The organism is Streptomyces zaehneri, from assembly GCF_032248645.1.
GTDB classification, from domain to species: Bacteria; Actinomycetota; Actinomycetes; order Streptomycetales; family Streptomycetaceae; genus Streptomyces; species Streptomyces coriariae.
Map to the genome: position 1 here is coordinate 279,613 of NZ_JASTTJ010000010.1, position 24,006 is coordinate 303,618.

Here is a 24,006-nt window from a genome sequence, read left to right on the forward strand (position 1 = left end):
TGACCATCTGAAGCGCCTCCCCCCGATCTGCCGAAGACTTACGAGAGTCCGCCATGTACGAGCTGTCCCGGGTCCGCCTCTACTCCATCGGGCCTGCCGGTGCGCGCTACGCCGACACCGTGCTTGACCTGCGGGGCGTGGGCGACATCGTGCCCGACCCCGCCCCCACCCAGGCGGAGTTCTTCGAGGAGGAGCCGGTCGGCCCGCCGCGCCGGCCGGCGCCCGCGGGCGTGCTTTTCCTGGAGAACGGCGGCGGCAAGTCCGTCCTGCTCAAGCTGATCTTCTCGGTGATGCTGCCGGGCCACCGCAACACGCTCGGCGGCGCCAGCTCCGGCGTGCTCCGGAAGTTCCTGCTCGCCGACGACTGCGGACACGTGGCGCTGGAGTGGCAGCACGTGCTCACCGGCGAGTGTGTCGTCGTCGGCAAGGCGAGCGAGTGGCGCGGGCGGCAGGTGTCCAACGATCCGCGGAAGTTCGCGGAAGCCTGGTACTCGTTCCGGCCCGGGCCCGGGCTGAGCCTGGACAACCTGCCCGTCGCCGAGTCCACCGCCGTACGCCCGCCCGTCGAGGGCGCCTCCGGAGCGCGGGGGCGGCGGCGCACCATGAAGGGCTTCCGGGACGCCATCACCGAGGCGGGGAAGGCGTATCCGCACCTGGAGGTGCACTGGGAGGAGATCCACGACCGGTGGATCGAGCACCTCGGCGAGCTGGGCCTGGACCCCGAACTCTTCCGCTACCAGCGGGAGATGAACGCCGACGAGGGTGAGGCCGCCGGCCTCTTCGCGGTCAAGAAGGACTCCGACTTCACCGACCTGCTGCTGCGCGCGGTGACCGACACACGGGACACCGACGGGCTCGCCGACCTGGTCAGCGGCTTCGGCAACAAGCTGGGCCGCCGCGCCGAGCTGATCGCCGAACGGGACTTCACCGCCGGTTCGGCGGACCTGCTCGGGCGGATCGTCGAGGCCGCCGAGGCGCGGGCACGCGCGCGAGACATCCACGCCGGCGCCGAGCGCCGCACCCGGGCGCTGGCCCGGCGGCTGTCCTCGCGCGGCCTGCGGGAGAAGGCGCGGGCCGGTGATCTCGCCCAGCGGGTCACGGCCGCCGCCTACGCCGTCACGCACTCCGAGAGCGCGCGGGAGCGCAGCGCGCTGATCGCCGCCGAACTGGCCTACCGTCATGCCTCGTTGGCGCTCGCCGGCGCAGAGAAGTCCGCCGCCGCGCAGAAGCGCGAACTCGCCGACGCCCGCACCCTGCACTCCGCCTGGCAGGCCGCCGAAGCCGTGCTGCGCCACCGCGCCGCCGCCGACCGGGTCGCACGCGTCTCCGCCGCGATCCAGGAGGCCGAACGCGACGCCGCCCCCGCGCTCGCCGCCCGCGCCAGGGCAGCCGTCGACCTCGTACGGGCCCTGCACGCGGCCGCCGACAACGCCGAGTCCCTCGCCAACGAGGAGGAGGAGCGCTCGGCGGCACTCCAGGAGGTCGGCGAGTCCGCCCACCGCGACTCGACGTCCGCCGCCACCGACGCCCAGCGCGCCCGCAGCGAGGTCGGACACCTGCGCCAGCGCCTCTCCGAGGTCGAGCAGGAGACCGCCGAGGCCGTCCGCGCGGGCTGGCTCGACGACAGCGCTCCCGACGCCGACCCCGCCCGCGCGGCCCTCGCCGCCAGCGACGCGGAGAAGACCGCCGTCGCCGCGTGGGACACGGCGCGTGACGCCTCACGCAGGGCCGCCGAGCACGCGCGCGAGGCCGCCTCCACGGAGTCCCGCGCCGAGCTCACCGCGGCCCGGGCCGCCGACGCGGCGACGGCCGCGCACCGCTCCCACGAGGCCGAGCTGCGGCTCGCCGAGTCCCTGGCCGGCGAGGAACGGCTCGCGGAGCTGCTCGGTCTGACCGGCGGCGGCGCCCGCCCGCGGATCCCGCAGCCACGCCACAACGGCGAGCCCGACGACGAAGGCTCCCTGCTGGCCCCCGAGGACCTGGACCGCTGCGCCGACGAACTGCGCGATCTCCTCGACGATGCCGTCTCCTCCGCCGAACGGCAGCTCTTCGAGCTGCGGACCGCGGCCGCCGACGACTCCCGCATCCTCGGCGCGCTCGGCGACGGGGGACTGCTGCCGCCGGGCCCGGACGTGCTGGCCACGGTCGAGTTCCTCGGCGAGCACGGCATCCCCGCCCTGCCCGGCTGGCGCTACCTCGCGCAGGCCGTCGACCCCGCCGACCACGCGCGTGTGCTCGCCGCGCGGCCCGAACTGGTCGACGGCGTGATCATCACCGACCCCGCCTCGCACGCACGCGCGCGTGAGGCGCTCGGTGAAGCGGCGCTGCTGCCCCGCTCGGCCGTGGCGGTCGGTACGGCCGCCGCCCTGCTGGCGCCGACCCCGGCGGCCGACGCGCAGAGCACAGACGTCTTCCTCGTCCCGCCGAACCCCGCCATGCACGACGAGCACGCCGCCGACGAGGAACGGCAGGCGCTGCGCGCGCGGGCGGCCGAGCGGGACGACGACATCCGCCGGCTCGCCGCGCGGCTCGGCAAGGACCGGGAGCTGGCCGCCCGACTGGCCTCCTGGCGTACCGGCTGTCCCGCCGGACGGCTCACCGAACTGGCCCGGTCCGCCGAGGAGGCGCGCGCGTTCGCCGAGGAGTCCGAGGCCGAGCTGTCCGAGGCGCGGACCGCGCGCGCGGAGGCCGACGAGATCGCCGCCGAGGCGGCACAGGTGCGCGACGAGCGCCAGGAGGCCGCGCAGAAGGCCCGGCGAGCCGCCGACGCCCTGGCCGGCCTCGCCTTCCGGCTGCGCGAACGCGCCGGCTGGCAGGTCAAGGTGCGCGAACTCGCCGACGAGGCCGCCGAGTCGGAGGCCCGTGCCCAGACCTGCCTGGAGCGCGCCCGCGCCGCCGACGAGGACCGACGCGGCGCCCAGCGCGCCGCCGACGACGCCCGCCGCACCGCGCGTGCGCTGCGCGCCGAACGCGCCGAGATCGCCGGCGCCCCCGACGACGTACCGGAAGGCGGGACGGACGCGTCCAAGGCGTCCCTGCCTGCCCTCCGCGAGGCCTACCGGGCGGCGTCCCAGCTGTACGAGAAGGTCGGCGTCGGCGCGGACCTGCGGGCCGAGCAGGCCCGCGCGGAGAGCGACGAGAGCGGGGCCCGCACCGAGCTGGACCGGCTCAGCAACAAGGTCCGCACGCGCGCGGAGCAGCTGCTCCAGTCGCCCGACGGCTCCGACGGGCCGTCCCGGCAGGCCGCCGCCGCGCGTGCGGAGGAGCTGGTGCAGCTTCTGGAGACCCGGGTGTCCACCGCGAGCGAGCAGCTCGGTCGGCTGCGCGGCGAGACCGAGCGGCACGCCCCCGAGGACGGCGGGACCCACACCGAGCTGCCCGAGGAGCTCCAGCCGCGCGACGCCGAGCACGCCCAGGCGCTGCTGCGCACCGCGACGACCGAACTCGCCTCCCGCACCGAGGCGTTGAGCCGGTCCCGCGAGGCCCACGCCGAACTCCTGGCCGGCCACCGCGCCGCCGAGGACGCGGCCGGCGGCTTCGACGAGATCGCCGCGATGCTCCGGGACCTGCTCCGCGAACACACCCCCGAAGAGGAGCAGGAGGAGGCGGAGCCCTACCCCGGCACCCCGGAGGAGGCCCGTCAGTCGGCCGCCGAGGCCCGGCGCTCGCTGCGCGGCTGCGCCGCCGACCTGTCCGCCGCCGAGTCCGCCGTGCGCGAGGCCAGTGACATCCTCGTCCGGCACGCCAACTCCACGCGCTACGAGCAGGTCCGCACCCCGGCCCGCCAGCAGATCCGTGAACTGCCCGCCTCCGCGCTGCCCGAGCACGCGCAGAAGTGGGCGAACGCCTTCGCGCCCCGTCTGCGTGTCCTGACCGACGAGCTGGAGCAGCTGGAGCGCAACAGGGACTCGATCGTGGACCGGCTGCGCGGGCTCGTCGAGTCCGCGCTCGCCACCCTGCGCTCGGCCCAGCGGCTCTCCCGGCTGCCCGAGGGGCTCGGCGAGTGGTCCGGCCAGGAGTTCCTGCGCATCCGCTTCGAGGAGCCCGACCAGAGCACCCTCACCGAGCGGCTCGGCGAGGTCATCGACGAGGCGACCCGGGCCGCCGTGAAGAAGAACTCCGACCTGCGGCGCGACGGCATGTCACTGCTGCTCCGTGGGGTCGGCGCGGCCCTTCAGCCCAAGGGCGTCGCCGTCGAGATCCTCAAGCCGGACGCCGTACTGCGGGCCGAGCGGGTCCCCGTCGGTCAGATGGGCGATGTGTTCTCCGGTGGGCAGCTGCTCACCGCGGCCATCGCCCTGTACTGCACGATGGCGGCGCTCAGGAGCAACGACCGGGGCCGGGACAAACACCGGTACGCCGGCACGCTGTTCCTCGACAACCCCATCGGGCGTGCCAACGCAACCTATCTGCTGGAGCTCCAGCGCGCCGTCTCGGACGCCCTCGGCGTGCAGCTCCTCTACACCACAGGGCTGTTCGACACGACGGCGCTGGCGGAGTTCCCGCTGGTCATCCGGCTGCGTAACGACGCCGACCTGCGGGCGGGCCTGAAGTACATCAGCGTCGAGGAACACCTCCGGCCGGGTCTGCCGCAGCAGGCCCCGGCCGGAGAAGGCGAAGCGGTGCGGGTGCGCAGCGAGATCACGGCGACCCGGATGTACAAACGGCCCGCGCCGAACGCCGGTTGATCAGCTCCTTGTCGTGGCTGATGCCCGCAGTGAAGGTGTGGAAGTTGCCCAAGGTCCGCTCGAACCCCGGCCGGTAGCCGAACTCGGCGAGCTCGACGTCGTCCTGCCGAGGGCCGGGTGGATGCTCGGCTGTCGTCACGCGCGAACTCCTGGTGCTCGTAGGAGTCCAGCACACCACCAGGGCGATCAGCCCACGAGACCATCGTCGGCCGAGTCCGTTCACACGCCTCGAAGACGTGCGCTCACTCTGTGAACGGACGCGGCCCGACCGGGGAAACCCGTCATGGCTACCCTGGCCGGAGCCGCGCCGACCGCCTCAGGAGTGGGACAGCCGTCCGGTGCCGCCCTGCCTGCGTATCCGCTCCTGCGCGCGCTCGGCGGCCTGTGCCTGCCGACGCAGGCGGCGGCGCTCACGTCGCAGTGAACGCGCGGTGCTGCTCGGCGTCGACACCACGCCGTTGCGCTGGTTCCACACCTGCCGGGTCACCCAGACGTCCAGCACGCCCCAGGTGGCCAGCACCGTGCTGACCACGCTGCTGATCACCATCGGGAACGCCGGCCAGGATCCGGCCAGCGTGCACAGGAAGGCGACCATCGCCTGTATCAGCGTCACGGCGATGACCAGCACCGCTCGCACCGCCGCCGTACGCACCGGGTCGGGCATCCGACGCCGCCGCGCGGGCTCCTCCACCCACAACGGGCGGTAGGCCGCCCGCGCTTGTGCCGGGGTGGCCGTACGGCCGTTCTCGCCCCCGCCGGTCCGCCGGACCTTCTGCGCCGTGTCCCCGGCTCCCGCGAGGGTGCCACGGCCCGTCGAACCGCGCCGGTCCGTCGCGCTCTCACTCCGCTCCGCTGTCACGTGCCCGTTCGCCGGAATGTCGCGATCCGGTGCCTCGGGATCCCGCAACGCCGTACTGCCCGGCGCCGCGCTCGCCTCGGGCGCCTCACGCCGCTCCGCCGTGCCCATCACTGTGTCACTCCCCACCGCCAGCAGACCGCTCGCCTCCGGGTCGAAGACCCGGCTCCCCAGTGGCTGCCCGGCTTGCGCTGTTTTACGCCGCCCAGGTGCGGCAAACGGCTCGTGTGGCCGATTCCGCCCCCAATTCCCAATGAGTAGGACGAACGACGTGCCCCGAAGATTCCCGAGTTGCGAAAAATTCTGGCCAACTCGTGTGCACGGCCGACCGGATCCGGCCGTGTCGACAGGAGTGGATTCGGGGGGAGAATCTCCCGTAATTACCGGACAACACGCCATGTCTCGCCCCTGGGGCGGAAGTTCAGCTTCCGGACAGCTCTTCGAGTTCACCGTGCGTCGGTAGTAGGCTCGCGCCGTTTGTTGACGCACATGCGTACCCCCTGCCGGAGGGGGTTCGAGCTGGGGGAGGCCATGCGCTTTCGCGGGAAGTCGATCCGCCGGAAGATCGTGGCGCTGCTTCTCGTGCCGCTGGTGTCCCTGACCGCCGTCTGGGGCTTCGCCACGGTACTCACGGGACGCGAGGCGAGCCGTCTGTTCACGGTGTCGTCCCTCGTCGAGAAGGTCGGCTATCCGATCGAGGACACCGTCCGCGTCGTTCAGCAGGAACGCCGCCAGGCCCTCGTCTACCTCGCCGACCCCCGAGCCTCCGACGCGCTGTCCGCGCTGCGCCGCACCCGGACCGCCACCGACAAGGCACTCACCGAGATCCGCGGGAACGCCCAGGATCCCGACGTGCGTGACGTCCTGGACCAGGACGACGGGGAAGGCCTGACCGCGGTGCTCGACGCCTTCGACGGCGTCGACTCGCTGCGCCGAAGCGTCGAGGAAGGCACCGTCACCCGAGCGCAGGCCCTCGCCCTCTACACCCAGCTGATCGACCCCTGTTACGCCCTGCTGGCCAAGCTGGACGTCGTCGACAGCGTGGAGATGGACAAGCAGTACCGAGCACTCGTCAGCGTCGCCCGAGCCCGTGAACTGCTCTCCCAGGAGGACGCCCTGCTCGGCTCCGCCCTGGTCGTGGGCCGGCTCAGCCGCGAGGAGATCCGTGACGTCTCCGACCTCGAGGCCCAGCGGGAGGTGGTCTACGACGTAGCCCTCGCCCAACTGCCCACCGCGGAGCGCGAGCGCTACGAGAGCTTCTGGAAGAACGCCACCACGGCCCCGCTGCGCACCGTCGAACAGGTCGTCGTCGCCACCACGCCCGGCGGCATGCCCCGGGGCGTCAGCGCCAAGAACTGGGACACCGCGGCCGGAAACGTCCTCCTCGAACTCGGCACCCTGGACGAGCAGGCCAACGACCGCTACCAGGACCGGGTCCGCCCGGTCGCGATCGAGGTCATCGTCAAGGCGGTCGTCGCCGGCGTCTTCGGACTGGTCGCCCTGCTGGTGTCCCTGGTCCTGTCCGTGCGTATCGGCCGTGGCCTCATACGCGACCTGCGCCAGCTCCGGCTGGAGGCCCACGAGGCTTCCGGCGTGCGGCTGCCCAGTGTGATGCGCCGCCTGTCCGCGGGCGAACAGGTCGACGTGGAGACCGAGGTACCGCGGCTGGAGTACGACAAGAACGAGATGGGCGAGGTCGGCCAGGCCCTCAACACCCTCCAGCGCGCCGCGGTCGAGGCCGCCGTCAAACAGGCCGAACTGCGGTCCGGGGTCTCCGAGGTCTTCGTCAACCTCGCCCGCCGCAGCCAGGTCCTGCTGCACAAGCAGCTGACCCTGCTCGACACGATGGAACGCCGCACCGAGGACACCGAGGAACTCGCCGACCTCTTCCGCCTCGACCACCTCACCACCCGCATGCGCCGGCACGCCGAGGGCCTGGTGATCCTCTCGGGCGCCGCCCCCTCCCGGCAGTGGCGCAGGCCCGTACAGCTCATGGACATCGTGCGCGCCGCGGTCGCCGAGGTCGAGGACTACGAACGCATCGAGGTCCGCAGGCTGCCGCGTCTCGCCGTCACCGGCCCGGCCGTCGCCGACCTCACCCACCTGGTGGCCGAACTCCTGGAGAACGCCACGGTGTTCTCCCCACCGCACACCGCGGTCCAGGTGTTCGGCGACCGGGTCGCCAACGGCTTCACCCTCGAGATCCACGACCGCGGCCTCGGCATGGCACCCGAGGCGCTCCTGGAGGCCAACCTCCGGCTGGCCGAGACACCGGAATTCGAGCTGTCCGACACCGACCGCCTCGGGCTGTTCGTGGTGAGCCGGCTCGCCCAGCGGCAGAACGTCCGCGTCTCGCTGCAGCCGTCGCCGTACGGGGGGACGACGGGCATCGTCTTCATCCCCGACGCCCTGCTCACCGACGACGTCCCCGACACCAACGGCATCGGCTTCCGGCTCGACCGGCCCCGGCCCCCGAAGGATGCCGACTCCGCCGAACCCCGCAGGACGGCCCTCTCCCCGGCTTCGACACCACTTCCCGGGGTGCCGGTCTCGATGCTCGACGGCCCGGTCGAACTGGAGGCCCCCGTCGGCCTGGACGCCCTCGACGACTTCCCGGCCACCCTGGACGAGGACGACGACGGCGGTGGCCTGTTCCGCCCGCGGCGCTCCCTCACCCGGGCCGAGGACGAGCCGGCGGCGGACACCGCCGACCAGCACCACAGGCTGCCCGACAGCCCCGGCGTACCCCATGGGCCACTCGCCGACGATCCGGCCGGTCGCCGCATGCCCAAGCTGGTCAGCTCGCACGGTCGCCCGGTTCCGGAACAGCGGTCCCGGCGTGCCGAGACGGACGCGGAGCCCCCGGCCAGGCCCGGCCCCCGCCGGGTGGAGAACGACGGCCCGGCACCGTTGCCCTCGCGCCGCCGCGGCACGACGGCACAGATCCCCCGCAGCGGTGGTACCCCCGAGCACCCCGCGCCGCAGGAACGTCCTGATCACGGCGCACAGGACCCGGCCCGGCCTCCCGCCCTTCCCCAGCGCACGCGACAGGCGACGGCCCGGCCCGGCGTCCCCGCCGGAACGCCCGACCGCGCGGACACCACGTCCGTCCGGACCGGCGGCACCGCGGCCGGCGGGACGGACGGCAGCGGGTCCGGCGCGGGCGCGCTGCCCCGGCGCGTACGGCAGGCGAACCTGGCCCCGCAACTGCGGCAGGGCCCGGCCCCGCGCACCGAGGACCGAGCCGACCCCGCGGACCGGGACGCCGACGAGGTACGCAGCCGGATGGCCTCGCTCCAGCGCGGCTGGCAGCGCGGCCGCGTAGAGAACGCCGCGGGCGACGACGCCCACAGCGGCGCAGCACCACAACGAACGACAAAGGGGGACGGTCGATGACCGCACCGAAGGCGACCGGCCACAGCACCACCACCAACAACGGCGAGCTGAACTGGCTCCTCGACGAACTCGTCGACCGCGTCGCCAGCATCCGCAAGGCCGTCGTCCTCTCCGGCGACGGTCTGCCGACGGGGGTGTCCAAGGACCTGACCCAGGAGGACGGCGAGCATCTGGCCGCCGTGGCCTCCGGATTCCACAGCCTGGCCAAGGGCGTCGGCCGTCACTTCGAGGCAGGCAGCGTCCGCCAGACCGTCGTCGAACTCGACGACGCCTTCCTGTTCGTCACGGCCGCGGGCGACGGCAGTTGCCTCGCCGTCCTCTCGGACGCCGACTCGGACGTGGGGCTCGTGGCGTACGAGATGACGCTCCTCGTCAAGCGGGTCGGCGTACATCTGGCCACCACCCCACGCACCGATCTGCCCTCGGGCGGGTAGTGGGACGGCATGAGCACAGACGGTCAGGGAAGCAGTCACTGGTTCGACGACGAGGCCGGACCGGTCGTCCGTCCGTACGCCATGACGCGCGGCCGTACCTCCAGTGCGCTCCAGCACCGTCTCGACCTGATCGCGCTGGTCGTCGCCGAGCCGCACGCCGAGGAAGCGGACACGGACCCGTCGCTGTCCCCGGAGCACGTGGACATCGTGGACCTGTGCCGCGAAGCACCGCAGTCGGTCGCCGAGCTCGCCGCCGAACTCGATCTGCCCATCGGGGTGGTACGGGTCCTCGTCGGCGACCTCGTGGACGCGGAGTTCGTCCACGTGAACCGGCCGGTACCGCCTGCCGAACTGCCGGACGAGAGTATTCTGCGCGACGTGATCAACGGCCTCCGAGCGCTGTGAGCGGCGCGGAAGCGAGGTGAGGGCGTGACCGGTCGGCGGTTCCCGGTGGGCCGGGACGGCGCCCTCACCGACAGGGTCGCGCGCCGTCCGGACGTCCGGCCGCCGACGCACGGACCGCTGTCGGAGAACCCCCAGTCAAGCATCCAGCAGGAGAAGTGATCGATGATCTTCGGGCGTTCTGAGCGCGGCAAGCCCCCGGTCGAACCCGTCACGCTCAAGATCCTGGTGGCCGGCGGCTTCGGCGTGGGCAAGACCACGCTCGTCGGGGCCGTCAGCGAGATCAAGCCGCTGCGTACCGAGGAGTACCTCACCGAGGCGGGCCGCCCGGTCGACGACACGACCGGCGTCGAGGCCAAGCACACCACCACCGTGGCCATGGACTTCGGGCGCATCACCCTGCGCGAGGACCTGGTGCTCTACCTCTTCGGGACGCCCGGCCAGGAGCGGTTCTGGTTCATGTGGGACGAGCTCTCCGAGGGCGCGCTCGGTGCCGTCGTGCTCGCCGACACCCGTCGGCTCGAGGACTGCTTCGCCGCCGTCGACTACTTCGAACGGCGCTCCATACCCTTCCTCATCGCCGTCAACTGCTTCGAGGGCGCCGCCCGTTACCCGGAGGAGGACGTACGCGGCGCTCTGGACCTCGATGACGGCATACCCGTGGTGCTGTGCGACGCCCGCGACCGGATATCGGTGCGGGACGTCCTGGTCGGCGTCGTGCAGCACGCGATGGACTTCGGGTCCGAACGCCGCCAGGCGATCACCACCTGAGAGGCCCCCCCGCGCCGACACGGCCCGTACCCCCGCCGACAGGGGTACGGGCCGTGGCTCATGAGGAGGTACGCGCGCGTACTAGCCTTCGCCGTCCTCCAGCCAGCCAAAGCTCTTCTCCACGGCCTTGCGCCAGTTGCCGTACTCGCGGTCCCGGACCGACGCGTCCATCGACGGGGTCCACTCGGCGTCCTTCTGCCAGTGCGCCTTGAGTTCGTCGAGGTCGTTCCACACACCGACGGCGAGCCCCGCGGCGTAGGCCGCGCCCAGGCAGGTCGTCTCGGAGACCCGGGGCCGGATCACGGGCACGCCCAGCACGTCCGCCTGATGCTGCATGAGCAGGTTGTTCTTGGTCATGCCCCCGTCCACCTTCAGGGTCGTGATCTGCACCCCGGAGTCCTGGAACATGGCGTCCACGACCTCGCGCGTCTGCCAGCTCGTCGCCTCGAGCACCGCACGCGCGAGATGCCCCTTCGTGACGTAGCGGGTGAGGCCGGTGACGACACCACGCGCGTCGGAGCGCCAGTACGGCGCGAACAGCCCCGAGAAGGCGGGGACGATGTAGGCGCCGCCGTTGTCGTCGACACTCGCCGCCAGGCTCTCGATCTCGTCCGCCGTACGGATGATGCCGAGCTGGTCCCGGAACCACTGCACGAGCGCCCCCGTGATGGCGATCGAACCCTCCAGGCAGTAGACCGGCGCCTCACTGCCGATCTTGTAACCCATCGTCGTCAACAGCCCGCTCTTCGAAGGCACCGGCCGGTTGCCTGTGTTGAGCAGCAGGAAACTGCCCGTCCCGTACGTGTTCTTCGCCGTGCCCACCTCGTAACAGGACTGGCCGAACACGGCCGCCTGCTGGTCGCCCAGTGCCGAGGCGACCGGTACGCCGCCGAGTTGGCCCACGGCTGTTCCGTACACCTCCGCGGAGGACCTGATCTCCGGCAGCACGGCCTCGGGCACGTCCATCGCGGACAGGATGGAGGCGTCCCACTGGAGGGTCTCCAGGTTCATCAGCATGGTGCGCCCGGCGTTGGTGACGTCGGTGACGTGCCGGCCGCCGTCGACGCCGCCGGTGAGGTTCCAGATCAGCCAGGAGTCGATCGTGCCGAAGGCGATCTCACCGCGTTCGGCGCGTGCCCTGAGTCCGGGCACGTTGTCGAGCAGCCAGGCCGCCTTGGGCCCCGAGAAGTAGCTGGCCAACGGCAGCCCGGTCTGCTCGCGGAAACGGTCCTGCCCGTCTGATCCCCCCAGCCGGCCGCAGAGTCCCGCGGTGCGGGTGTCCTGCCACACGATCGCGTTGTGCACGGGCTTGCCGGTGGCGCGGTCCCACAGCACGGTCGTCTCGCGCTGGTTGGTGATCCCGAGGGCGCTGATCTGGTCGGCGCGCAACCCGGCCTTGGAAATCGCCCCGGCGACCACGGCCTGCACCTTGGACCAGATCTCCGTGGCGTCGTGCTCCACCCAGCCGGGCCTGGGGAAGATCTGACGGTGCTCGCGCTGGTCGACGGCGACGATCGCGCCGCTCCGGTCGAAGACGATGCAGCGGCTGGAGGTGGTGCCCTGGTCGATTGCGGCCACGTACTTCTCGGCGTTGTCCGTCATGGCTACCCCTTGGACTGGTCAGAAGGCTGCGTGGATGACTGCGGCGGCGGTCGGACGGCGCTTCAGAAGGACGCGTTGCAGGCACCCGCCGGCACGCCGGACCCCCAGCCGAAGGCGATCACGATCCACTCCGAGGCCCGAGCCTTGGAGCGCCCGAGCGTGACGGCGGCGCACACTCCCGCGCCGAAACAGGATGAGGATCGCGGTACCGATGACCTCGCCGACGCATATGTCTGCGTTGCTCATGGCGGCTCCTGGGCCCGGCCCGGGGCGGATCGACCCCGGTGCTCCGTACAGGGTGCGGTTCCCGTGACTGCCGAAGCCGAGGCAGGGAGAACCCGCGCCCCGCCCGGCGTCCGTGACGAGCGTGCCGTCGTGGCCGAATCGCCCCCGGGGGAGTGGGCCTTGCATCGGAGCCCGCGTGGCGCGTGCCTGGATACGCCGAGAATGTACGGCGATGTCGGCTGACACCGGGAAGTGTTCACCGGCACCCAGGGAGCGTCAAGGAGGCCGACGGCAACGGTTGGAGACGCGGGAGACGGGCCCGCCCCCTGACGTGCTGGGCGCCGGTCATCGGCCCGACACCCCGAAGCGCCGCAACCGTCCAGCTGATGCCGGCCCTCTGCCCTGATCCCTACCCGAACCCGAACTCGACCTGAACTCGACCCTGACCCGACCCGGACCCCGGGAGGGCGCACGGACGTCGCCGAGCCCACCGGAGGGTCGTCGTCTCGTGACGGCCGCCCCGGGTTCGGCCGCCCGTGCGGTCGCTGACGTCAGGTCAGCCCGCCCGCCGGCTCCGCCCCGGCCGCTGCCGTCCCCGCAAGAGCCATCGGCTGCGACCCGCGCCGGATCCGAGAGGCTGAGCGGGACAGGTGACACGGAGACGTCGGGTCCTCCTCAGCGCACCGCGACCACCGCCGAACCATGCCCGAACAGCCCCTGGTTCGCCGTGATGGCCACGCGCGCGTCCGGGATCTGGCGCTCGCCGGCCTGCCCCCGCAACTGCCAGGTGACCTCGCAGACCTGGGCGATCGCCTGCGCGGGTACCGCCTCTCCGAAGGAGGCGAGTCCACCGCTCGGGTTCACCGGTGTACGGCCGCCCGGCGCCGTCACGCCCTCCCGCAGCAACTTGGCGGCCTCGCCCTCGCCGCACAGCCCCAGATCCTCGTACCACTGCAACTCCAGTGCGGTGGAGAGGTCGTAGACCTCGGCTAGGGACAGGTCCTCGGGCCCGACGCCGGCCTCTTCGTAGGCGGCGCGGGCGATCGAAGCCCGGAACGGTTCCCGGCCCGGCTCCACCCCCACAGCGGAATCGGTGGCGATGTCCGGCAGGTCCAGCACCGTGTTGGGGTACCGGGGCGTCACGGTGGACACCGCCCTGATGCGCACCGGCTCCGCCGCCCCGTGCCGTCGGGCGAACTCCATGCTGGACAGCACCAGCGCGGCCCCGCCGTCCGACGTCGCGCAGATGTCCAGCAGCCGCAGTGGATCGGCGACCACGGCGGAGGCGGCGACCTCCTCCGCCGTCACCCGTTTCCGGTAGCGCGCGTTCGGGTTCAGCGCGCCCATGGCGGCGTTCTTCACCTTGACCTGCGCGAAGTCCTCCGGCGTGTCCCCGTGCACGGCCATGCGCCTGCGCGCGTACAGCCCGAAGTACGTCGGGTTGGTCGCGCCGAGCACCCGGAACCGCAGCCAGTCCGGGTCGTCCGGCCGGTCCCCGCCCGCAGGCCGGAAGAAGCCCTTGGGGGCGGCGTCGGCCCCCACCACGAGCGCCACGTCCGCCAGGCCCGCGAGGATCTGGGCCCGGGCCGTGTCGATCGCCTGAGCGCCCGACGCGCAGGCCGCGTAGACGCTCGCGACGCGGGTGCCCTGCCACCCCAGGGCCTTGGCGAACGTCGCCCCGGCCACATATCCCGGATAGCCGCCACGCACCGTGTCCGCGCCCACGATCGAACCGACGTCCCGCCAGTCCACACCGGCGTCCGCCAGGGCCGCGCGCGCCGCCTTCACGCCGTACTCGACGAAGCTTCGCCCCCACTTGCCCCACGGATGCATCCCGGCGCCGAGCACCGCCACCTCCGCCGTCATCACGCCACCCCCGTCGGCCGCCATCGCCAGGTCGTCCAGGTCGTCTCCGCGTCCTCGTCGAGCACGCCCGGGACGACCTCCATCTCCATGCCCACCGTCAGATCTGCGACGGTGACCCCGGGAACCGCCTGTCCCAGCACCACGATCCGCTCGGACTCCAGCTCCACAGCGATCAACGCGTACGGCTCCCACGGAAGTTCCGGATCGGTCACATAGGGTGACGGAGGACGGTACCGGCTGTCCGTGTACGACCAGACGCGCCCCCGCCGCGACAGCGGGACCTCCGTCAGATCGCCGCCCCCGCAGCCCGGGTTGCGGCAGCGTGTGTCCTCCCGAGGGAAGAAGACCGACCGGCATCCCGAGCAGCGTGTGCCGAGCAGCCTGAAGTCGTTTCCGTCCCCGACGAACCAGCCCGTGACCACGGGTGTGCGTGTGCGTGACATGGCCCCTCCTGACGCTGTGTCTGACGGATCGTCAGAAGTGTGTCACGGGCGTGGTGAAATGGGCACCGGCTTCGACTGCTTCGACACCTTGGCCCACACCCTGGACCCCCGCATCCAGGGGCAGCAGCGCGCCAACCGGGCGCTCCTGAAGGGCACTCTGGAAAACCTCGGCTTCGTGAATCTCGCCGAGGAGTGGTGGCACTACACCTTCAAGCCCGAGCCCTACCCCGACACCTACTTCGACTTCCCCGTGTCCGCCCGATCGCTCGCCCACAGATATTGAGCCGCCTCCGTACGACGCCCTCCCCAAGATCGGATACGCTCCGCCGCGTGTCCGAAAATCTGCATTCCACTTCGAACTCCGCACGCGACTCCCACTGTTCGAGTTGCGGAGCGCCCTACGGGGAGGGCGTCACCGGCTGGCCCCGCACCTGTCCGGCCTGCGCCGGCGTGACCTACCGCAACCCGCTGCCGGTCGCCGTCGCGCTCCAGCCCGTGTACGACACGAAGGGCACCGCCCTGGTCGTCATCACCCGAACCATCGCCCCCGCGCGCGGGGGCATCGCCCTGCCCGGCGGCTACATCGACGACCGCGAGGACTGGCGCCAGGCCGTCGTACGCGAACTCATGGAAGAGACCGGCATCGAAGCAGCCCCTCGTGACGTGCGGCTGGCCGACGCCATGAGCTCTCCCGACGGCCACCTGCTGCTGTTCGGGCTGCTGCCGGAGCGTCCCGCGGACCGTCTCCCGGCGACCGCCCCCACGGACGAGACCGAGGGCTGGCACCTTCTGCGCGGGCAGGAGGAGCTCGCCTTCCCTCTGCACACACTCGCCGTGCGGGGGTTCTTCGAGGGCCGCTACATCTGAGCTCAGCGCTCGTCGAGCCCGCGTACCCGCACCGGGTGGGTCGGCACACGCACGCCGTCCTCACCCTCCCGCTCGACGACGACCCGCGGCCCCTCCCAGCGGGCGACATACCGTTCGACCTCCGTCTCCTCCCAGCCGTCGCCCGCGTCCCGCACGACCACACCGCCACCCGTCCGCCCCCGCACGGGCGCCCACACCTCCAACTCCAGTCGGCCGTCGTCTCCGCGCACCGGTATGACGGCACCCGCGCGCGCGAGAACCGGGACACGTGACAGGGGGGCATCCACGAGCACCTGCCCCGGCCCCTGGTACGCCCGCCCGGTCGCCGTGTCGTACCAGCGCCCCCGAGGCAACTGCACCGCTCGCCGGTCGCCGCCGGGGCCGAGCACCGGCGCCACCAGGAGGCAGTCACCCAGCAGGAAGGCGTCCTCGCAGTCCCGCAACGCGCGGTTGCCGGGCGCCCCCCACCACACCGGACGCACATAAGGGGCCCCGGTACGCCGGGCCAGATGCGCCAGCGTCACGAAGTACGGCAGCAGCCGCCGACGCTCGACGAGCGCCACCCGCGCGTGCTCCAGCACCTCGGGACCGAACTCCCACGGCTCCCGCTGCCCCGCCCGCGCGCTCGTGTGTGTGCGGAACAGCGGCAGGTACGCCCCCAGCTGGAGCCGGCGCAGATACAGTTCCGGCGACGCAGCGCCGTCGAAACCGCCCGTGTCCGGGCCCGCATACGGAACGCCGCACAGCCCGAGCCCCAGCACCAGCGACAGTGACGCCCGCAACCCCTGCCAGTCCGCGGCGGCGCCCCCGGACCAGGTGCCGCCGTAGCGCTGCACGCCCGCCCAGCCGGATCGCGAGAAGACGAAGGGACGCTGGTCCGGAACCACATCCCGCACCCCCTCGTAGGCCGCCGACGCCATGCACAGGCCGTACACGTTGTGGGCCTCGCGATGGTCACCCCCGCGTCCCTCCAGGGAGTGCCGGGCCGACCGGGGCAACGTCGCCTCCCCGAAGGCGGCGAACACCGTCGGTTCGTCCATGTCGTGCCAGAAGCCGGCGAAGCCCTGCGCGATCCGCTCCGCGTGGAGACCTCCCCACCACTGCCGCACGCGCGCGTGCGTGAAGTCCGGGAAAACGGCCTCCCCGGGCGGGGCCACCGCCTTGACGAGCCGGCCCGAAGCGCCCCGCACGAACGCGTCCTCGGCCACCCCGTCGTCGTACACGGCGTTGCCCGGCGTGGCCTTGACCGCCGGCCCGACGACCGACACCAGACGTATCCCGTCCCGACGCAGCTCCTCGGAGAGCACCGCCAGTTTCGGGAAGCGCTCCTGGTCCACGGTGAACACCTGGTGCTCGTCGTAGTGGTCGATGCCCAGGTGGACGGCATCGAGCGGCAGACCGTGCTCCTGATGGCCCGCCACGGTCCGGCGCACCTCCTCCTCGCTCCCGAGTCCTCGGCCCGCGAGCTGATGACCCAGCGCCCACATGGGCGGCAGCGCGGGCGCCCCGGTGAGCGCGACCCAGGCGAGCAGCACGCGCGCGGGGGTGCCCACCACCACCCAGCAACGCAACGGACCGCCCTCCATCCGCACCTCGCACGCCCCCGACCGGTCGTGCCCGGAGCCCGCCCCCTCCTTGCCCTCCCGCAGCGTGACCGTGCCGTCCCACGAGGTGTCGTGGAACACCAGGTGAGTGCCCGCGTCGGCCACCACCAGCTGCACCGGCATCGTGAGGGGGAGCGGATCGTCCCCCCGCCCGTACGCGCGTCCCGGGTCCGTGTTCCACAGCCGGTACGTCCCGTCGCGCAGCCGCGGACCGGACGCCCGCCCCCCAAGGCCGAAGAAGCGCGCGTCGGCCGCCACCTCGGAACGCAGCATCCAGCGCGCCGGGCCACCCTCCTCCGGTTCCCACCACCGGGGCGGCAGCTCACGCCGCAGCATCACGCCACCGGGCGTGCACACGTCGATGGCACCGTGCCGTGAGACCACGACCGTCACCCGCTCGGCGATCACGCGCCATCCGCCGTCCTTGTCGGGCTCCAGAACCGCTCGGGGATCCGGCTCCGGACAGCGGCCGGCCAGCGCGTACGACGGCTCGGGCTCGGCACCGTCCCAACCCCAGAACACCGCGCCGCTCACGGCGACGCGGATCTTCAGCTCGGAGCGACTGAACCGGAGCGTCCCACCACCGGGCGCCGGCTCCGCCTCCTGCACCACACCCGGCACCCGCGCGCGCTCGGGGCCCCGCACCGGCAACCCGGCGGCGTCGGCACGGTTCCTGCGCCAGGCGGCCCGCACCGTGCGCAGACCCTGGGCAGCTCCCGCGGAACCGACCGCCTTCATCGAACGCACCAGGTCACGACCGTCCATGCTGTTCACCCTGTCACTGACCGCCTCACGCGCGCGGGTCGTTCAACTGCCGTTCACCTGTGGTGAGGCCACATCTCCACGAGACGGACTGTGGGGAGCCCACCCTGGTGCAGAAGTCGATCACATGGCATCGTCCGTGTCAGCCGCGTCACGCGCACCACCCCAGCTCGTGCGCGGGCGACGCACACGACGCGCACAGCCCGGGAGCCGCCCCATGACGACCGTGAACCCCGAGCCGCTCTGGCGGCCCGACCCGCAGCGCATCGCCCAGGCCCAGGTCACGAAGTTCCAGGCCTGGGCGGCCGACCAGCACGGAGCCCCGTCCGAAGGCGGATATCCGGCACTGCACCGCTGGTCCGTGGACGAGCTCGAGACGTTCTGGAAAGCCGTCACGGAATGGTTCGACGTACGGTTCTCGACGCCCTACGCGCGCGTGCTGGGCGACCGCTCCATGCCCGGCGCCCAGTGGTTCCAGGGTGCGACGCTGAACTACGCCGAGCACGCGCTGCGCGCGGCCGCCACCCGCCCGGCCGAACCGGCCCTGCTGTGCGTCGACGAGACCCATGAACCGAGCCCGGTGACCTGGTCCGAGCTGCGCCGCCAGGTCGGTTCGCTGGCCGGTGAACTGCGTGCCCTCGGCGTCCGCCCCGGTGACCGGGTCAGCGGCTACCTCCCGAACATCCCGCAGGCCGTCGTGGCCTTCCTCGCGACGGCCGCCGTGGGCGGTGTCTGGACCTCCTGCGCCCCCGACTTCGGCGCCCGCAGCGTCCTCGACCGCTTCCAGCAGGTCGAACCCGTCGTCCTTTTCACGGTCGACGGCTACCGCTACGGCGGCAAGGAGCACGACCGTCGTGACGTCGTCGCCGAACTCCGCGCCGAACTGCCGACCCTGCGCGCCGTCGTCCACATCCCCCTGCTGGGCACGGAACCGCCCAGGGGAGCCCTGGAATGGTCGGCCCTGACGGCCGCGGACGAGGCACCCGTCTTTGAACCCGTCCCCTTCGACCACCCTCTCTGGGTGCTCTACTCCTCCGGCACGACCGGCCTGCCCAAGGCCATCGTCCAGTCGCAGGGCGGCATTCTGGTCGAACACCTCAAGCAGCTCGGCCTGCACTGCGACCTGGGCTCCGAGGACCGCTTCTTCTGGTACACCTCGACCGGCTGGATGATGTGGAACTTCCTCGTCTCCGGCCTGCTCACCGGCACGACGATCGTCCTCTACGACGGCAGCCCCGGCTATCCCGACACCGGCGCACAGTGGCGGATCGCCGAACGCACCGGCGCCACCCTCTACGGCACCTCCGCCGCGTACGTCATGGCCTGCCGCAAGGCGGGCGTGCACCCCGCCCGCGACTTCGACCTCTCCAAGGTCCAGTGCGTCGCCACCACGGGATCCCCGCTCCCGCCCGACGGCTTCCGCTGGCTGCACGACGAGTTCGCGGCGAGCCGGGGCGACCTGTGGATCGCCTCCGTCAGCGGTGGCACGGACGTGTGCTCCTGCTTCGCCGGGGCAGTCCCGACGCTCCCGGTCCACACCGGCGAACTCCAGGCACCCGGCCTCGGCACCGACCTGCAGTCCTGGGACGCGAACGGCCACCCCGTGATCGACGAGGTGGGCGAACTCGTCGTCACCAACCCCATGCCGTCCATGCCGGTCCGGTTCTGGAACGACCCCGACGGCAGCCGCTACCACGACAGCTACTTCGACACCTACCCCGGAGTGTGGCGCCACGGCGACTGGATCACCGTCACCTCACGCGGTTCGGTCGTCATCCACGGCCGCTCCGACTCCACGCTCAACCGCCAGGGCGTACGCATGGGCTCCGCCGACATCTACGAGGTCGTCGAACGGCTCCCCGAGATCAAGGAATCCCTGGTCATCGGGATCGAGCAACCCGATGGCGGCTACTGGATGCCCCTCTTCGTGCACCTCGCCCCGGGAGCCGCACTCGACGAGGCCCTCCTCGGCCGTATCAAGCAGGCCATCCGCGAACAGCTCTCGCCGCGCCACGTTCCCGACGAGGTCATCGAGGTACCCGGAGTCCCGCACACCCTCACCGGCAAACGCATCGAGGTCCCGGTCAAACGACTCCTCCAGGGCACTCCACTGGAAAAGGCGGTCAACCCGGGCTCCATCGACAACCTCGACCTCCTGCACTTCTACGAGGACCTCGCCCACAAGCGGGCCTGAGCCACCGGAGGCCTCGGACTCACCCGATACCACCCCGAAGTCCGAGGCCTACCGACATCGAGCGCCACCCCGCGCCACCCGCCGTCACCGCCATGATCGTCATCGGCTCTCGCGGCTCCCTCTCCCGCGCCCGTGAAGCCCTGTGACCTGCATGTTCCTTCCTCTCCAGTCCCTTGACCCGATCGGGCAAGTCCCGTTGTCGGTGCCGTCGGTTACTGTGAGTGAGCATTGATCGACTGTGCACTCAGGGGGAAAAATGGCACACACCGACCACCGGACCATGCGACGCGTCCTGCGCCGTGAGATCGCCGGCACCATCGGCCTGCTCACCGACGAACACGACTTCCGTGCAATGCGGCGCTACCGCACCTTCGCGTTCGACGATCACGCCGTCTACCTCCAACAGGTCGAAGACCTTCTCAAGACACGCGCCATGCAAGGCACCCACACCACCGTGACCCTCTTCGATCCCCAGGAGTACGCCGAGTACTGCACCGGCAGGGGACTCGACCCCGACATCCCCGCCAACCGCACCCGCTTCACGGCCGAGCTCGCGACCACGGGCCCGACCATCCCCTACGAGGGCCAGCCCCTCTCCGATCTCCTGCCCGCCCTCGTCGACGAAGCCGTACGCCAGGCGACCTGGGAGTACGCGGCCACCCTGCTCGCCCGTCTCGGCGCCTGCGCGACCTGCGGCGAGGACATCGGCCGCGCCGCCTTCACCCGCGCATCGAACCTCGTCGCCCGCATCCTCGACACGGCGCCCCCCGGCTACCGACACCTCGTGTGCAGCGTGACCGGCACACCCGAGACACTGGTCGCCGTCCTGCACGCGGACGAGGAGGCCGAAGGCGCCACACACCTCGACGAGGCCGAAGCGCTCGAGTTCACCACCGTCCTCGCCCTGGGCCTCGCCACCCGGAGCCCTGGCGGCCTGGTCATGCGCACCACAGCCCACGACACCGCGGACCGGATCTACGGCTGGCGCCTGCGCGGCGACGGCCTCGAACCCCTGACCGCAGGTGAGGTCTTCGACGCCTACTGCACCGACGTGGAGTCCGGCGACCTCATCGCACCCGAGTCCAACGTGGACTACTGCTTCCCGCCGGAGCTCGGCCCGGAGGGGAGGACACCGGGCCACAGCCACTGACCGCAAGGGAAGAACCAGGCCCCACACACAGCAGGGGCGCTCCACCCGAAGGCGGAGCGCCCCTGCCCACCGGCCGGTCGCCGGCCGGAACCGACTACTCGCCGGACAACACGGCCTGCGCCGCGCCGCGCGCTTCCTCGGCGCTGTCCGCCGCACGCGCGGCAGCCGCGGCACGCTCACACTGCGCCAGCGTGTACTTCGCCAGCGCGGTCCGGACGTAAGGAATCGACGCCGCCCCCATGGAGAGAGAGGTGACTCCCAGACCCGTCAGCACACACGCGAGCAGCGGATCGGACGCGGCCTCGCCACAGACACCGCAGCTCTTGCCCTCGGCCCGTGCCGCCTCGGCGGACAGAGCCACGAGGTCCAGCAGCGCGGGCTGCCAAGGGTCCTGCAGCCGGGACACCGCACCCACCTGCCGGTCGGCGGCGAAGGTGTACTGCGCGAGGTCGTTCGTACCCAGCGAAAGGAACTCCACCTCTTGCAGGATCGAACGAGCCCGCAGAGCGGCGGACGGGATCTCCACCATCGCGCCGAACTTCGCCCGCAGCCCCGCCTCACGACAGGCGTCCGCGAACGCCTTCGCGTCGGCACGGTCCGCCACCATCGGCGCCATGACCTCGAGGTAGACGGGCAGCCCCTCGGCGGCTTTCGCCAACGCGGTCAGCTGGGTCCGCAGGACGTCGGGGTGGTCCAGGAGGGTCCGAAGACCGCGCACGCCGAGCGCCGGATTGGGCTCGTCGGCCGGCGTGAGGAAGTCCAGCGGCTTGTCGGCGCCCGCATCCAGCACACGCACGACGACCCGCCCCTCGGGGAACGCCTCGAGCACCTGTCGGTAGGCCTCGACCTGCTTCTCCTCGGACGGCGCGCTCTTGCTGTCGTCGAGGAAGAGGAACTCGGTACGGAAGAGCCCCACACCCTCCGCACCGGCCTCCACGGCGGCCGGCACGTCGGCAGGGCCTCCTACGTTGGCCAGCAGCGGCACCTTGTGACCGTCGGCGGTGGCACCCGGGCCGGTCGAGGCGGACAGCGCCGCCTTGCGCTCAGCGGCCGATGCCTCGAGCTGGGCCTTCTTCTCGTCGCTGGGGTTCACGAAGACGTCGCCGGTGCTGCCGTCCACGGCGATCACCGTCCCCTCGGCGAGCTCACCGGCACCCGGCAGGGCCACCACGGCCGGCACGCCGAGCGCCCGCGCGAGGATGGCGCTGTGACTCGTCGGCCCGCCCTCCTCGGTGACGAAGCCGAGCACGAGGGTAGGGTCCAGCAGCGCGGTGTCGGCCGGCGCCAGGTCCCGGGCCACCAGCACATAGGGCTCGTCACTGTCCGGGACACCGGGCATCGGGACGCCCAGCAGACGGGCGACGATACGATTCCGCACATCGTCGAGGTCGGCCACACGACCGGCGAGGTAGTCGCCGGCTCCCGCCAGCAATTCACGGTAGGCGGCAAACGCGTCGTACACGGCACGCTCGGCCGTGCTGCCGACGGCGATACGCCGGTCCACGTCGACCATCAGTTCGGGGTCCTGGGCCATCATGGCCTGCGCCTCGAGCACCGCCTGGGCTTCACCCCCCGCCAGATTGCCGCGCGCCGTCAGATCGGCTGCCACAGCCTCCACGGCCTTGCGGGCGCGCCCCTGTTCGCGCTCCGCGTCTTCCGCCGGGATCTGCTTGGCGGGCGGTTCGAGCACCGCCGTACCCATGTGCCGAACCTCGCCGATCGCCACACCGTGACTCACGCCGACGCCTCGCAGCGTTGTCTCCATCTCACCCGTCTCCGATAGTGCGGCGGGTCCCGCCGCCGCGGTGGTTGACCTGCGTGCCGTCGGTTTGACGGCGTCAGTACTACTGCCAGGAAAAGAGAGCGTCGCCGGCTTTGACATCGCCGTCTTCACGGAGTTCGCCGAGCGAGTCGGCCGTGGCCTCCAGGGCGACGACCGGGCACACCGGAGACTTGCCTGCCTCCTCGACCGCCGCCGGGTTCCATCGCACGATGCTCTGCCCGCGCGTCACGGTGTCGCCCTTGTTCACCAGAAGCTCGAAGCCCTCGCCGTTGAGCTGCACGGTGTCGATCCCGAGATGGGTGAGTACCCCATGTCCCTCGGAGTCGACGACGACGAAGGCGTGCGGATGGAGGGAGACGATGACTCCGTCCACGGGTGCGACGGCCTCGGAAGGCTCACGCACCGGGTCGATCGCCGTGCCCGGGCCGACCATGGCCCCGGAGAAGACCGGGTCCGGCACGGCCGCCAGCCCGATGGCGCGTCCTGCTAGAGGGGACGTCACGGTGGTCATGGGAAGCCTCCCAGGGGTGGAGATGTATATGGGCCGTCACTGCTTGTCCAGGTCGGCGCACTGTGCAGCAGGGTATGTCATATGAAGTACCGGTTCCGCACGAGAGCACCCGATCCGTGGTCTAGACCACTAGCGTAGTCGATTTGCAGCGTCTCCGTGGCCCCGTGTACAGTCGTACTCCTGCTTGAGGGTGAGTGACGCGATCAAGCGTGCTTACCGAGCAGCATCCAACTTGTCAGATCCTATCTCTGGATCATCTTCTGCATGTCTGCGGAACGGTGGTCAGGGGGCCGGAAAAACCCTGATAGAGTCGGAAACGCAAGACCGAAGGGAAGCGCCCGGAGGAAAGCCTGAGAGAGTCTCTCGGGTGAGTACAAAGGAAGCGTCCGTTCCTTGAGAACTCAACAGCGTGCCAAAAATCAACGCCAGATATGTTGATACCCCGTCCCCGG

General features: G+C 71.7%; 17 protein-coding genes and 2 pseudogenes. 10 read left to right on the top strand and 9 right to left on the bottom strand.

Annotated elements, in window-relative coordinates; all coding sequences use genetic code 11:
* Positions 1–53: 53 nt before the first annotated feature.
* On the top strand, positions 54–4,688 hold the full coding sequence (locus QQM72_RS19395) for a hypothetical protein (protein ID WP_314222110.1): 4,635 nt from the start codon (positions 54–56) through the stop codon (positions 4,686–4,688).
* Here the strand turns inward: QQM72_RS19395 and QQM72_RS19400 are convergent.
* Positions 4,642–4,827, bottom strand: coding sequence for a hypothetical protein (locus QQM72_RS19400; RefSeq protein ID WP_314222139.1), 186 nt, complete (start codon positions 4,825–4,827; stop codon positions 4,642–4,644). The genes QQM72_RS19395 and QQM72_RS19400 overlap by 47 nt on opposite strands.
* A gap of 177 nt (positions 4,828–5,004) precedes the next feature.
* Entirely contained in the window at positions 5,005–5,655 is a 651-nt protein-coding gene (locus tag QQM72_RS19405; protein WP_314222111.1) for a hypothetical protein, read from the bottom strand.
* A 420-nt stretch (positions 5,656–6,075) separates the two neighbouring features.
* Between QQM72_RS19405 and QQM72_RS19410 the strand changes: the two genes are divergently transcribed.
* Genes QQM72_RS19410 through QQM72_RS19430 form a run of 5 tightly spaced genes read left to right on the top strand, consistent with a single transcriptional unit; the run spans position 6,076 to position 10,547 of the window.
* A complete protein-coding gene (locus QQM72_RS19410) occupies positions 6,076–8,940 on the top strand; it encodes a nitrate- and nitrite sensing domain-containing protein (RefSeq protein ID WP_314222112.1) in 2,865 nt (954 codons plus the stop codon).
* Positions 8,937–9,374 carry a roadblock/LC7 domain-containing protein gene (locus QQM72_RS19415; protein WP_314222113.1) on the top strand — a complete coding sequence of 146 codons (438 nt, stop codon included), beginning with the start codon at positions 8,937–8,939 and terminating at the stop codon, positions 9,372–9,374. The genes QQM72_RS19410 and QQM72_RS19415 overlap by 4 nt, the downstream gene beginning before the upstream one ends.
* 9 nt (positions 9,375–9,383) lie before the next feature.
* Positions 9,384–9,779, top strand: coding sequence for a DUF742 domain-containing protein (locus QQM72_RS19420; RefSeq protein ID WP_314222114.1), 396 nt, complete (start codon positions 9,384–9,386; stop codon positions 9,777–9,779).
* Positions 9,780–9,803: 24 nt separating this feature from the next.
* On the top strand, positions 9,804–9,938 hold the full coding sequence (locus tag QQM72_RS19425; RefSeq protein ID WP_314222115.1) for a hypothetical protein: 135 nt from the start codon (positions 9,804–9,806) through the stop codon (positions 9,936–9,938).
* Between the two features lie 3 nt (positions 9,939–9,941).
* Positions 9,942–10,547, top strand: a complete 606-nt coding sequence (locus QQM72_RS19430) for a GTP-binding protein (RefSeq protein ID WP_314222116.1) — start codon at positions 9,942–9,944, stop codon at positions 10,545–10,547.
* A gap of 81 nt (positions 10,548–10,628) precedes the next feature.
* Here QQM72_RS19430 and glpK read toward each other — a convergent pair whose 3' ends face one another.
* The 4 genes and pseudogenes from glpK to QQM72_RS19450 form a co-directional block, all read right to left on the bottom strand.
* Positions 10,629–12,149, bottom strand: a complete 1,521-nt coding sequence (gene glpK, locus QQM72_RS19435) for a glycerol kinase GlpK (protein WP_314222117.1) — start codon at positions 12,147–12,149, stop codon at positions 10,629–10,631.
* Between the two features lie 68 nt (positions 12,150–12,217).
* A pseudogene (locus QQM72_RS19440) lies at positions 12,218–12,395 on the bottom strand (aquaporin family protein); the annotation flags it as partial.
* 654 nt (positions 12,396–13,049) lie between these two features.
* The gene (locus tag QQM72_RS19445; protein ID WP_314222136.1) at positions 13,050–14,240 is read right to left on the bottom strand and encodes a lipid-transfer protein; all 1,191 of its coding nucleotides are present in this window, start codon (positions 14,238–14,240) and stop codon (positions 13,050–13,052) included.
* A complete protein-coding gene (locus QQM72_RS19450) occupies positions 14,240–14,662 on the bottom strand; it encodes a Zn-ribbon domain-containing OB-fold protein (protein ID WP_314222137.1) in 423 nt (140 codons plus the stop codon). The genes QQM72_RS19445 and QQM72_RS19450 overlap by 1 nt, the downstream gene beginning before the upstream one ends.
* Before the next feature lie 76 nt (positions 14,663–14,738).
* Between QQM72_RS19450 and QQM72_RS19455 the strand changes: the two are divergent.
* Together QQM72_RS19455 and QQM72_RS19460 are read left to right on the top strand one after the other, a co-directional pair.
* A pseudogene (locus QQM72_RS19455) lies at positions 14,739–14,966 on the top strand (M15 family metallopeptidase); the annotation flags it as partial.
* Between the two features lie 47 nt (positions 14,967–15,013).
* Positions 15,014–15,550 carry an NUDIX domain-containing protein gene (locus QQM72_RS19460; RefSeq protein WP_314222118.1) on the top strand — a complete coding sequence of 179 codons (537 nt, stop codon included), beginning with the start codon at positions 15,014–15,016 and terminating at the stop codon, positions 15,548–15,550.
* A gap of 2 nt (positions 15,551–15,552) precedes the next feature.
* Here the strand turns inward: QQM72_RS19460 and QQM72_RS19465 are convergent, their stop codons facing one another.
* Entirely contained in the window at positions 15,553–17,919 is a 2,367-nt protein-coding gene (locus QQM72_RS19465; protein ID WP_314222119.1) for a glycoside hydrolase family 31 protein, read from the bottom strand.
* 214 nt (positions 17,920–18,133) lie between these two features.
* Between QQM72_RS19465 and QQM72_RS19470 the strand changes: the two genes are divergently transcribed.
* A complete protein-coding gene (locus QQM72_RS19470; protein WP_314222120.1) occupies positions 18,134–20,110 on the top strand; it encodes an acetoacetate--CoA ligase in 1,977 nt (658 codons plus the stop codon).
* A gap of 256 nt (positions 20,111–20,366) precedes the next feature.
* Entirely contained in the window at positions 20,367–21,260 is an 894-nt protein-coding gene (locus QQM72_RS19475; RefSeq protein WP_314222121.1) for a hypothetical protein, read from the top strand.
* 94 nt (positions 21,261–21,354) lie between these two features.
* On the opposite strand, the gene ptsP is transcribed toward QQM72_RS19475, so the two are convergent.
* On the bottom strand, positions 21,355–23,025 hold the full coding sequence (gene ptsP / locus QQM72_RS19480) for a phosphoenolpyruvate--protein phosphotransferase (RefSeq protein ID WP_314222138.1): 1,671 nt from the start codon (positions 23,023–23,025) through the stop codon (positions 21,355–21,357).
* A gap of 79 nt (positions 23,026–23,104) precedes the next feature.
* The gene (locus tag QQM72_RS19485; protein WP_314222122.1) at positions 23,105–23,554 is read right to left on the bottom strand and encodes a PTS sugar transporter subunit IIA; all 450 of its coding nucleotides are present in this window, start codon (positions 23,552–23,554) and stop codon (positions 23,105–23,107) included.
* Positions 23,555–24,006: the final 452 nt, after the last annotated feature.